Genomic DNA, 12,294 nt, shown 5'->3' with positions numbered 1-12,294 from the left:
TTAACCTAAAATGATGATGCGGAACAGTCTATTGACACTGGTATTATTTATAAGCGTATTCTCCCTAAGAGGGCAGGAGCTTACTATACCTCAATTATCTCAATATCTTGCCGATAACCCCTTTGTAATGTCCCCAACTTACGCAGGTATTGGTGACCATGTTAAAATAAGACTTAATGGTCTTACACAATGGGTAGGTATTAAAGATGCACCCGATACCCAATCTCTAGCAGCAGATATGCGTGTTGGTGAAAAATCTGGTATTGGTATGGTATTATATAACGATAGTAATGGTGAAACAAAGCAACAGGGAGCTAGATTCTCATTTGCTCACCACCTTACGTTAGACCGTTATGATGATGAGTTTTTATCATTCGGTATCTCGTATAATTTCAACCAATTTAGAATTGATAACACAAATCCTGATTTAATTGCTGATCCGGCATATGTTGGTGATAAAGCAACTACAAATCATAACTTTGATATTGGTGCACTATATAGGTATGACAAGTTTTATTTCAGTGTTAATGCTTCAAATATCTTAGACAAAGATTTAAGTAATTTCGATGAATTATACGAGCCTAATAGACTAAGAAACTATTATGTGTACACTGGTTATAGATACATGAAAAAAAGAACCAGCAAGATGGAAATAGAACCTTCTGTGTTGTTTCAATTGTTCGAGAGTGATGGGCGTTCTGTTACCGATTTAAACTTGAAATTTAGATTTTACGATTTTGAAGATTATTTCTACGCAGGTGTCAACTATCGTTTCTTAAATGATCAAATTGGTAATCCTCTGTATATAGCTCCTATCGCAGGTTTAAAGAAAAGTAATTTTTACTTCGGATACTCTTATCAAGTTATTCTTAACGAACTTCTTGGGTATAGTTCTGGTACGCATGTAATCACCTTAGGGGTAGATTTATTTCAGGGTATCAGTAATTGTCGTTGTACGTATTAATTCTAAATGTAGATTGATTAAATTTGATCTCCAGAATATAAAGAATGGGTAAAGTACAATTAGAGAATATAAAAGCATATGCCCACCACGGGTGTTTGCCTCAAGAAACTAATATTGGTAGTGATTATTTGGTCAACGTATCCGTTGACACAAATTTATTGATAGCCTCAGTTTCAGATGAATTGAAAGATACTGTTGATTATGTTCATATCAACAGAATTGTAAAGCAAGAGATGGCAACGCCTTCTAAGTTATTGGAGCATGTCGCAAAAAGAATAATCGACCGAATTTTTATTGAACTCCCGACCGTAGATTCAGCTATGGTTTCCGTTTCTAAAATCAATCCGCCTATAAACGGAGACGTAGAAAAGGTAACGGTATCATTGAATTTACAAAGAGGACAATCTGTTCAGTAATCCATCCAACCTTAAATAAATATAATTTCTTAGTTGTTAATGCAGCTTAAATTGGGAATAATGTTTATTTTTGCTCTCGCTAAAAAATGGCATCGTGGCCGAGTGGCTAGGCACAGCTCTGCAAAAGCTTGTACAGCGGTTCGAATCCGCTCGATGCCTCCAAGACCCTCCTAACTAGGAGGGTCTTTTGTTTCCAAAACTTTAGAATAAAAATGAGTCTTCACTTACAAGTAGGTTTAACTCCTATTAAAAATGATAGCTCTGAGCTTGTAGTAGAAATACAAGAAAAATTGTTGGTATAAAATAAACAGCTATTGTTTTAGCACCTTCGTAATCTTTTGCAAGTCTCTGCCCGAATAATAGCATAAGCAATGTTATACCTGATAGTATTGCTCCATATAGTGCGATACTTGATTTTCCTGAACTAAAAACTTCATAAACACCTACTACACATAGTAAACCGGCAATAATCTCGGTTACCAAAATAATACCGACCAATAAAGGGACTATGTTTTTAAAAATAGTTTTTGAGAAGTGTTCTTTGAGCCAAGATATATTTCCGTTCCAATCGGTTATTTTATCAAATCCGCTTTGTAAAAAGGTGATAATCAAAAATAAGAGCAACAATATTACAGTAGAATTTTTTAGTAAAATATTCATGGTGGTTTATTTAAGTTCAGACTTCTTTCTGTGAAGTAGTCTAGTTAGTTTAATAGAAAGGTCGGTAAATATGATTTTAGAATTCCCATTTCTTTCCACATGATAAATAGCATCTTCCAGCTCTTTGGTGATGTCCAAAATGTTGTTTTCATGTACAAAAGGTGCAAATTTCTTCAGTTGAAATCCTTCGGCATGTATTTTTAGATAAGCTAGCTCTTCTGCACCATAATTTATCATTAACGCCTGTCTCATAACCGTAATACAGTAACTTAGAAAGTTCTTCTGTGTTTCTCTACCGGTTTTTGCAACTTCTTCGCTCCACAATAACAATTCATGAATTGCAGCCTTATTACCCTTCGCCTTAAAAGCTGTTCGCACCCATTGTACAAACCAATTTTCGAAAACCAGATCTTCAGAATCCTTATTTAAGAGATCCAATGCTTTATTGTAGTTACCATTTGCTTCATGTGCCAATAGCATGGCTTCTGGCTTGCTAGCACCTTTCTCAGTTAAGGCTGAGGCAATAGTATCTTCTGCTAAAGGAGGAAAATGAACAACCTGACATCTAGATTTAATGGTCTGTATAATTTGCTCTTCGTCTTCACAAAGCAGTAGAAAGATAGTTTTATCGGGTGGCTCTTCTATTAGCTTTAATAATTTGTTCGAAGCTGCAGTGTTCATCTTTTCAGCCATCCAAATAAGCATCACCTTATATCCACCTTCATAAGACTTTAATGATAATTTTTTTACGATATCCTGTGCTTCGTCAACACCAATTTGCCCTTGTTTCTTTTCAATTTCAATGTGGCGGTACCAGTCAAAGAGATTCCCATAGGGCTGTTCTAGTATAAACTCTCGCCATTCTTTCATGTAATGGTTACTAACGGCGTGAGATTTTACCTTATCAGAATTAGAAACAGGAAAAGCAAAATGAACGTCTGGGTGAGCAAATGATTTGAACTTTAAATTACAAGCTTCATTGCCACCATTATTTTCTCCATTCGTGTTAGAACATATAATATATTGAGCATAAGCCAATGCCATAGCCAAAAGACCGCACCCTTCTGGACCAACAAATAATTGTGCATGTGGTATTCTACCGGCATCTGCACTTGATGCCAGGTGTTTTTTAATGTGTGAAAGTCCTAAAATTTCATTGAATAACATAGATTCAAATATAGTTGTTTAAAGCACAACAAATTTAATGGTATTGGGTGTAAATTATCCTATTTAGCACTTTATCCCAAGCCATTTAATCTTTACATTTGTTACCTAACAAAAGTAATATCACATGAAAGTATTGAATGACTTTAATTTTGAAGATAAAAAAGCGTTAATTAGAGTGGACTTCAATGTTCCATTAAATGACAAATTTGAAGTAACTGATAACTCTAGAATTCAGGCAGCTAAGCCAACAATTATTAAGGTGTTAGAAGATGGCGGTAGTGCTGTGCTTATGAGCCATTTGGGAAGACCAAAAGGGGAACGCAATCCAGATTTATCCCTAAGTCATATCGTAGATGCTGTTTCTGATGTTATTGGGGTTACTGTAAAGTTTGTAAGCGACTGTGTTGGTGAAGAAGCTGAAAAAGCGGTTGCAGAATTACAGAATGGCGAGGTACTTTTATTAGAGAACCTTAGATTTCATAGTGAAGAAGAAAAAGGTGATGAAGCTTTCGCAGAAAAACTTTCAAAACTAGGTGACATATATGTTAATGATGCTTTTGGTACGGCTCACCGTGCACATGCATCTACTACTGTAATAGCTAAGTTTTTTCCTGAAGCTAAGTGTTTTGGTTATTTATTAGCGAAAGAAATAGAAGCTATCGATAAGGTTATGGCAACAGGTGAAAAACCGGTATTGGCAATTCTTGGGGGAGCAAAAGTTTCTTCTAAGATTACTATCATCGAAAATATTCTTGATAAAATCGATGACTTGATTATCGGTGGTGGTATGACTTATACTTTTATTAAGGCTCAGGGTGGTAAAGTAGGAGATTCTATTTGTGAAGATGACAAGATGGAACTTGCCATGGAAATTCTTAAACAAGCAAAGGAGAAAAATGTTAATGTACACATACCTGTAGATGTTATTGCTGCAGATGCTTTTGATGCCAACGCGAACACACAGATAGTAGATGTTGACAAAATACCAGATGGTTGGCAAGGACTAGACGCCGGACCAGATACATTACAAAACTTCAAAAAAGTTATTCTAACTTCTAAAACAATTCTTTGGAACGGACCAATCGGAGTTTTTGAAATGGAGAAATTTGCTGCTGGTACCATTGCTGTCGGTAATTATATCGCCGAAGCTACAAAAGAAGGTTCTTTCTCTTTAGTTGGGGGAGGAGATTCGGTTGCGGCAGTGAAACAATTTGGCTTTGAAAACAAAGTTAGTTATGTATCAACAGGCGGAGGTGCAATGCTAGAAAGTTTAGAAGGTAAAACATTACCAGGGATAGCCGCTATATTAGAGTACTAAAGGGGTTATCGATAAACGGCATATAACGAAAATTTGTGCATTTTAAGAGAATTTATTTTATTCTCATTAAAAAATGTACGATTTTCGTTTGTTCCGTTAACGTAATTTAGCCCATTATGAATAAAGTAACCTATAAGTGTTTTTATTTACTAGGATTAGCTTTGATGCCAGTCTTAGGATCTGCACAACAAGAAAATACTGTTTCTGCTGTTTCAGATTCTTTAAACAGCACTACCATAGTTGTCAATGATTCACTAACCGAAGTGGTCCCTTTGAATCAATTAGGTGTTGTAAAAAGTTCTAAAACCGAAAGTTTGGTTTTATACAAACCAACTGAATCTTCTTCTTATAATCTTCAGGATAATGCATTAGCAGCCAAGTTCGATAGTCTTTGGATGAAAGAACTCGTAGATGCAGCACCTCTTTACAATGAAATGTATGAGGAAATTATGGTAGAGCCAGATACTGTTTCTACTTTCGTTTTAGATTTACCTACAGATACGTTAAAAATGCGTTTGGCAAAATTGAACGCTAAAACGCCTTTCAATGTAGAATACAATAAGTCTTTAGAAAGCGTTATCAAATCATTTCTTACTAGAAAGAGAGGCTTAATGGAGCGTATGCTTACTATTAGCCAATTTTACTTTCCTTTATTTGAACAAGAATTTGACAATAAGAACATTCCGTTAGAGATGAAATATTTGTCTATTGTAGAATCTGCTTTAAACCCTAAAGCGCGTTCTAGAGTTGGAGCAACAGGTCTTTGGCAGTTTATGTACGGTACAGGTAAAGAAATGAAATTGAACATCAATAGTTATGTTGATGAGCGTAGTGATCCAATTAAATCAACTGCTGCAGCCGCTAATTACTTAAATAGATTACATAGAATATATGATGATTGGGATTTAGCCTTGGCTGCTTATAATTCTGGTCCAGGTAATGTAAATAAAGCAATTCGTAGAAGTGGCGGTCAACGTAATTACTGGAATATTAGAAGAAATTTACCTAGAGAAACTGCAGGCTACGTTCCAGCTTTTCAAGCTACCATGTATATTTTTGAGTATGCAGAAGAGCATGGTTTAAAAGGAAAGAAAGCAGATCGCGCCTATTTTGAAACAGATACGATTCATGTTAAAAGCCTAATTACTTTTGATCAAATTTCTGAATTAGCAGCTATTGATAAAGAAGAATTAAAGGTGCTTAACCCTCATTATAAATTAGACGTTATTCCTTTTGTAGAAGGTCGAGCTCATGCGCTAAGATTACCAGTGCACAAAATGGGAAAATTCGTAGCGAATGAAGCAGCTATTTATGCTCATGTAGAAAAGGAATTGAAAAGTAAAGAAAGTCCGATTGCTCAAATTACAAAGCAAGCAGACGCAAATAGTATTAGATATAGAGTTAGAGATGGTGATTTTCTTGGAAAAATTGCTGAGCGCTATGGTGTGCGCGTAAGTCAATTGAAACAATGGAATGGTTTACGAAGTAATAATTTGAAAATTGGACAACGATTAACAATTTATCCAAAACATAATTCGGGTTCTTCTGTAAAACCTAAACAAACTCCTTCTAGAACAGCTGTTGCAAGTAATTCTAAAACGCATGAAGTTAGAAGTGGAGACTCACTATGGACGATTTCTAGAAAATATCCTGGAGTAACTATAGATAATTTACGAAAGTGGAACGGTATTAGTGGTAACAATTTAAAGCTAGGCACAAAACTTAAATTGTGCGACTGTTCATCGTAAACCAAAACACCAATGAAAAAAAGAATTTCACTTTGTTTTTTAGCAATTTTAGGATTGTCAATTGCCTGTAAAGAAGACGGCAAAGCAGATTACCTACCAGAGTCAGTAGGTGCCATGAACACTTTAACGGTAGTTATAGATAATGATTTATGGAACAGTAATGTTGGCGATGCTATTCGTGAAAACTATACTGCTGCAGCTCAAGGTTTAACTTGGGACGAGGCGCTTTTTAGTGTTACTCAAATACCACAACAAATTTTTACAGGTTCTATTCGTAATACCAGCTCTGTGCTGTATGTTATGGAAGACACCCTGAATGTTGCCCACATGAAATCTAACATGTATGCCAAACCACAGAAAGTGGGGGTGATCAAAGGTCAAAATAAAGAGGAGATAATTGCAAATATTAAAAAGACGGCTCCAGAATTTATAGCTGACTTTAAAGCCCTTGAAATTGCAAAGGCTCAGAAAAGATTTCAGAAATCATTGAATAAAGAAAAGGCGCTAGAAGATAAATTCAATATTTCAATGAAAATACCTTCTATTTATAGAGTTGGAAGGGAAGAGGATAATTTTGTGTGGATAGATCGCCAAATTCAAAAAGGGAATATGAATATTATCGCATACACCATGCCTTGGGATAGTTTTCAGAACGATTCTACTTTTGTTCAAGACATTATAAAGATGCGTGATTCTATTGGCGGACTGTATATTGGCGGTGAAGATATTCCTGGAAAGAATAATCATATGATAACCGAAAAGGCTTTTTCCCCATATGTCTTCCCTGCTGAGGTTTCAAGTAAAAAAGCGGCAGAAGTAAGGGGGATTTGGGAAATGTCGGCTTACCCTATGGCAGGTCCGTTTTTAACCTATATCATTAGTGATAAAGAAAACAACCGTAAATTGATTCTTGAAGGATTTGTTTTTGCTCCTGCAACCAAAAAAAGAGATTACATGTTTGAGTTAGAAGCAATAATGAAATCTGTGCGGTTCAATGTTAATGAACAAAACAAATAACTAATTCAATTTAGTTTTATAAAAAGTAAAAAGGCTCAGGAATTTCCTGAGCCTTTTTTATATGAAATAGGTTCGTTTATGATTACAAACCGTCATTTGCTAATTAGAATTATAAATTGCTGAAAGAAAAGCCCGTAGACACTCTAAAAATTAATACGATAGAGGCATAAGCAATCAATACAAAACACAGCCACGAAAATATTTTAAAGTAGTGTTCTAAAAGGAAACTTTTCCAATTTTTAAAAGCTTCAATGTATATTTCTTTAACTAGGGTAATTTTTTCCATGTTCAATGATTTAGGAGTTCTTGCGAGTAAAGATGTTCAATCTTAATGCCTTTATTGAAAAGCTTAGGTAAAAGGCCCAATTAATCTATAAAATGTAATAGGTTAAAATCTACATCTATTAACAGTAAAAAAACTTGGATAAACAGCACACCCGGCAAGTATTAGATAATCGATAAAGGGTATATAATCATAGACAAATAAAAAATAGCCTGATTAATCAAGATGACTAGTATTTAAAATAACTAAATATTAAAACAGAAATGTATTATAACAAAAAAGACCCGCTAATTAGCGGGTCTTTTTTATTGATGTTATTTTATATTACATATCTACGATAATAAACTCTGATCTACGGTTAAGGTAATGTTGCTCTTCTGTACAACGAATGGTACCATCACAACCATTAATTAACTGTTCTTCTCCATAACCAATGGCGCTTTCAATTCTACTTGGATCAATACCTTGAGCAATGATATAGTCTCTGGTAGATTTAGCACGCTTATCAGATAAGTATTTGTTATAAACGTTATCACCCCTTGAATCGGTATGAGATTCAATTTTAATGACCATATTAGGCGAATCGTTCATTACTTCTACTAGCTTATTAAGTTCTACAGCAGCATCGTCACGTATGTATGATTTGTCAAAGTTAAAGTGAATCATCTCTGTCTTAAGCTTCTTAATGCCATTCTCAACAGCGATCATATCATTAAGTTTTCTCATAGAGACATCTACATTAACAATTTCATTGTCCTTGGTTGCAGCTTCTCTAGTATCATCAAAGTACGAACCTTTGGTGGTCTTTAAAACATATCTTGTATCAGCATCTAAATCTTCAAAAATGAAGTTTCCATTTTCATCGGTTTCCATTTCTTTAAGTTTGATGTTATTTTCATCAAGTAATTCTACTAATGCGTTTGGCATTAAATCGCCAGTGATTAACTCGGTTACAATACCCGATATAGCATTTATACTGGTTGGTATTTCTTCTAGTTGTAATGTTTTAAATGAATAGATATCATCATCGCCTTTACCACCATCACGGTTAGATGCAAAGTATCCCTTCTGAGACTCTTCATCTACAATAAAAGAGAAATCATCTTTACTACTATTTACAGGCTTACCTACATTGCGTACTTCTAAAAATCCAGCTTCATCATCAAAAGCAACTTCAAAGACATCTAATCCTCCTAGACCAACATGACCATCAGATGAGAAGTATAGTTTTTTGTCATTTATAAATGGAAACATTTCTTTATGCTCCGTATTAATTTCTGGACCAAGATTTCTTGGAGAAGAGAATGTACCGTCTTCAAGAACATCTACAACGAAAATATCTGTTTCACCTAAAGTACCTGGCATATCAGAAACAAAATACAATTGCTTTCCATCAGGACTTAGTGCCGGATGACCAGTAGAGTAATTGTCACTGTTGAAAGATACTTCTTCAGCTTCTAACCATTCTCCATCTACTTTTTTAGAACGGTAGATTTTGAGGTGGTTAATTCCGTTTTTATCACGCTTTAGTTTTTTACCATAATTGTTTCTGGTAAAATACATGGTTTCATTATCAGGTGTGAAAGCAACAGATGCTTCGTGATATTTTGTATTTATCTTTTTAGAAAATTTAATGGCATCTTTAAAGTCTTGAGATTCTTCATTTACCTTGGCAACAAACAGATCTAAATAAGGTTGATTGTTCCATTTGTATTTTCTGGTAGTAAATATAGAAGAATCTTTAGCAGATGCATAAACCATTTCATCACCACCATAATACATAGGTGAAAATTCTGAATACTTTGAATTTATGTTCAGGTTGTCGATATCAAATTTCTCTTCCATTCTTAGAAGACCATCTAAAACTATTTCGTTCTGTTCTGTATCTTGTGCAATCTCTTCGCCAGCTAATTTTCTATTATATAACTTTAATAAACGTTTTGACCTTTTATAATTTCCAATACCTTTAAGAGAGTGGGCATATTTAAATAGGTAGTCAGAACTCATGTCAGACTCATATTTGGTATATAGTATGTTGTACCACTTATAGGCGTTTTCCATATCTGTATTAAAGTAATGCGCATCTCCTGCTTTCTTCAATACATCATATGTATAAGCTTTTTCTCCTTTAGATAAAGCTTGTTCATAAAGTTTGGCTGCTTCGGCGTACCACATTTTGTCAAAATACTCATCAGCTCTTTTTATAAGCTTTGATTTAACAGCTGGGTCATTTTCTTTTGATGCCGTAAGCATATCATAAGAAACATCTTCTACTGGTATAGATTCTGTCTCTAACAAAGTTTCATTAGCTAATACTAGTTCTGGTGTTTTTTCTAATGTTGAGCTTGCTTCTAATGCTGTAGTTGTTTCTATTTCTGATTCGGTTGGTAACTCAGCTATTGATTCAGCATCAGTATATAAATTACTATTAATCATTTTTAGTATCCACACTTCATCATCATAACGATTATCGAATTGTGTAGAACAATCGTTTATAGCATCTTCCCAAGATGTATAATGATTTAAATATAGATAGTATAGTAGGTTTTGAGGATTTTGAAAGTATCCTGCGTTAAAGCCTTTTTTATTAAGTTTCTTAATTTGAGAGTTAAGATTTTTGTTTTTAGAAAAAGTGCCAGAAATTACATAGTAACCATTCTCTGTTTCTTCAATATCATGAAAAGCTCTGTAAGGAATAGACAGCTCTTCTGCGGCTCTTTGAAATGCCGCTTTGTCATCTTCCTCAGTTTCATAAACCACTGGGCTATCAATAGTATTATTAACCTCAGACTCAAGTTCGCCTTGAAGATCTTGCGCTTGGGCAAAAACGATAAAAACCAGAAAAAATAAATTTAATACACTTCTCATAGACATAATTCTTTGTTGAATACGAAATTCAACTGGGGTTTTAAGTATAGTACCAACGGTTAGTTATGGCTGTTTAGTACTATATGTCTAACGAAATTAGCGGTAAAGCGATATTCTAAATATTAATTGTTGTGAAAGAAGGGTTTTATGTCGTGAATGAATAGTATTTAGTAGCCTCGTAACCAATGAGATCCCGATAAACGGTTAATTTAAGCGTTTTGTGGAGTGTACGGGGTTATAAAACGCGACCCAGTATTTTTATAAAGAATCTGGAAAACAAAAAAAGCCCTGAAAATCAGGACTTTATAAAATATATGAAAGAATAATTTGTTTACTATTCCTTTTTCTTTTCTTCTAGTTGCTCATCTTCTTTAGAGGCATCTTTAAATTCTTTTATTCCGCTACCTAAACCTCTCATTAGTTCCGGAATCTTTTTTCCTCCGAATAATAGTAGAATTACGACTACCACTAATATAATTTGTGGAGCGCCTATAACCAAAAAAGTAGATAATATTGTCATAAGACTATGATTTAAAATAGATTTCAAAGATACTAAAAAGTTATTAGTTTGCTATTAATATTACTATCAAGTAATTATTTATTTATAATTGTGGCAAGTATACAAAATATACTTATCTGTATATTTTGTAAAATACTTAAAGACATCCTATTGCTAAGTATATTTCTTTTAAAAGTAATTATCGAGTTTTTTATTAATTGATGAACTTCAATTTATTGCTCAATTAAAGAGAGATAGATTGTTTTAGAAATAGAACAGTATTATTTTATAACTTGATTAAGTTATGTATTGGGGTTAAAAGAACGGTAGCACATATAAGTAAGCATACTATGAAATATATATTTTTGTTAGTTAAATTCTTTTAGAATGTTGTAATTAATTTAAGTTTTAATTGCTCTTTATAAATAATTCATTTTAAAGAAGGTCTAAAATTAAATTCTAAGTTTATCTTTGTTAAGATGGCCAAAAAGAAAGTCAAAAAAAGAAAAGAAATAAAAAGGAAACTACTTCACAAGTACCGTTTGGTAATACTAAACGAAAGTACTTTCGAAGAGAAGATTTCTTTTAAGTTAAGCAGGCTCAATGTATTTGTGACAGGATCTCTTTTTATGATCACCTTAATCGGACTTACAACACTACTAATCGCTTTTACTCCGCTAAGAGAATATATACCAGGTTATTCTTCAACAAGATTAAAGAAAGAAGCCACGGAGCTTACGTATAAAACAGATTCTTTAATTAGAACATTAAATTATACCAATAAGTACTTAGATAATATTCGTATGGTTTTAAAGGGTGATATCGAAAATACGGTAGTTAACAGAGATTCTCTTTTTCAAAAGTTTAAATTAGATCCAGCATCAGTAGATTTAAACCCTATTAAAGAAGATTCGTTATTACGAGCAGAGGTCGCTCTTGAAGATAAGTACAACTTATTTGAACGTACAATCGATAAGAAAAATTTAGTACTGTTTACTCCGGTTTCAGGGTCTGTATCTATGAGCTTCAATCCTAATGAAAAACATTATGCGGTTGATATTACTGCTGTTACTGATAGTCCGGTAAAAGCAATTGCAAACGGTACAGTAATTTTTTCTGAATGGACGGCAGATACTGGTTATGTAATTATAATTGAGCACGAAGGCGGATTATTAAGTGTATACAAGCATAATGGTTCATTATCAAAATATCAAGGTAATATTGTTAGAGGTGGTGAAGTAATTGCTGCAGTGGGTAATACCGGTGAACTTACCACTGGACCACATTTACATTTTGAACTTTGGGATAACGGTACACCTATTGATCCTTTAAATTATATCGACTTTAATTAAAA

The 12,294-nt window shown here is 33.7% G+C and carries 11 protein-coding genes and 1 tRNA gene; 7 read left to right on the top strand and 5 right to left on the bottom strand.

The genetic code is table 11. The annotated features are described in order from the left end of the window. Positions 1-16: 16 nt before the first annotated feature. The 3 genes from Q4500_RS07615 (at position 17) to Q4500_RS07605 (ending at position 1,542) form a co-directional block, all read left to right on the top strand. Complete coding sequence (locus tag Q4500_RS07615) at positions 17-964, top strand: type IX secretion system membrane protein PorP/SprF (protein WP_303599227.1); 948 nt, start codon at positions 17-19, stop codon at positions 962-964. A gap of 44 nt (positions 965-1,008) precedes the next feature. After that, positions 1,009-1,380, top strand: a complete 372-nt coding sequence (folB, locus tag Q4500_RS07610) for a dihydroneopterin aldolase (RefSeq protein WP_303599094.1) — start codon at positions 1,009-1,011, stop codon at positions 1,378-1,380. Between the two features lie 88 nt (positions 1,381-1,468). Next, positions 1,469-1,542: transfer RNA gene (locus tag Q4500_RS07605), tRNA-Cys, on the top strand. An 84-nt stretch (positions 1,543-1,626) separates the two neighbouring features. Here Q4500_RS07605 and Q4500_RS07600 read toward each other — a convergent pair. Together Q4500_RS07600 and Q4500_RS07595 are read right to left on the bottom strand one after the other, a co-directional pair. After that, a complete protein-coding gene (locus Q4500_RS07600) occupies positions 1,627-2,040 on the bottom strand; it encodes a DoxX family membrane protein (RefSeq protein ID WP_303599093.1) in 414 nt (137 codons plus the stop codon). A 6-nt stretch (positions 2,041-2,046) separates the two neighbouring features. Continuing rightward, entirely contained in the window at positions 2,047-3,207 is a 1,161-nt protein-coding gene (locus Q4500_RS07595) for a DNA polymerase III subunit delta' (RefSeq protein WP_303599092.1), read from the bottom strand. A gap of 124 nt (positions 3,208-3,331) precedes the next feature. Between Q4500_RS07595 and pgk the strand changes: the two genes are divergently transcribed. From pgk to Q4500_RS07580, 3 genes are all read left to right on the top strand, one after another. Beyond that, on the top strand, positions 3,332-4,525 hold the full coding sequence (gene pgk / locus Q4500_RS07590) for a phosphoglycerate kinase (protein WP_303599091.1): 1,194 nt from the start codon (positions 3,332-3,334) through the stop codon (positions 4,523-4,525). Positions 4,526-4,641: 116 nt separating this feature from the next. Next, positions 4,642-6,273: a LysM peptidoglycan-binding domain-containing protein gene (locus tag Q4500_RS07585; protein ID WP_303599090.1), complete on the top strand. Its 1,632-nt coding sequence runs from the start codon at positions 4,642-4,644 to the stop codon at positions 6,271-6,273. Between the two features lie 12 nt (positions 6,274-6,285). Continuing rightward, positions 6,286-7,290, top strand: coding sequence for a DUF4837 family protein (locus Q4500_RS07580; protein ID WP_303599089.1), 1,005 nt, complete (start codon positions 6,286-6,288; stop codon positions 7,288-7,290). A 109-nt stretch (positions 7,291-7,399) separates the two neighbouring features. On the opposite strand, the gene Q4500_RS18655 is transcribed toward Q4500_RS07580, so the two are convergent. The 3 genes from Q4500_RS18655 to tatA all read right to left on the bottom strand — a co-directional run bounded on the left by Q4500_RS18655 (position 7,400) and on the right by tatA (position 10,961). After that, entirely contained in the window at positions 7,400-7,576 is a 177-nt protein-coding gene (locus Q4500_RS18655) for a DUF6747 family protein (protein ID WP_317614936.1), read from the bottom strand. A gap of 321 nt (positions 7,577-7,897) precedes the next feature. After that, the gene (locus tag Q4500_RS07575) at positions 7,898-10,441 is read right to left on the bottom strand and encodes an OmpA family protein (protein WP_303599088.1); all 2,544 of its coding nucleotides are present in this window, start codon (positions 10,439-10,441) and stop codon (positions 7,898-7,900) included. Between the two features lie 334 nt (positions 10,442-10,775). Further along, complete coding sequence (tatA, locus tag Q4500_RS07570) at positions 10,776-10,961, bottom strand: twin-arginine translocase TatA/TatE family subunit (RefSeq protein WP_303599087.1); 186 nt, start codon at positions 10,959-10,961, stop codon at positions 10,776-10,778. 458 nt (positions 10,962-11,419) lie between these two features. On the opposite strand from tatA, the gene Q4500_RS07565 reads away from it, so the two are divergent. After that, on the top strand, positions 11,420-12,292 hold the full coding sequence (locus Q4500_RS07565) for a M23 family metallopeptidase (protein WP_303599086.1): 873 nt from the start codon (positions 11,420-11,422) through the stop codon (positions 12,290-12,292). Positions 12,293-12,294 lie beyond the last annotated feature (2 nt).

The organism is Maribacter sp. 1_MG-2023 (assembly GCF_030547005.1).
In the GTDB taxonomy this organism is placed as follows: Bacteria; Bacteroidota; Bacteroidia; order Flavobacteriales; family Flavobacteriaceae; genus Maribacter.
The sequence above is the reverse complement of the archived record's forward strand: the minus strand, read 5'-3'. Positions and strand labels throughout refer to the sequence as shown.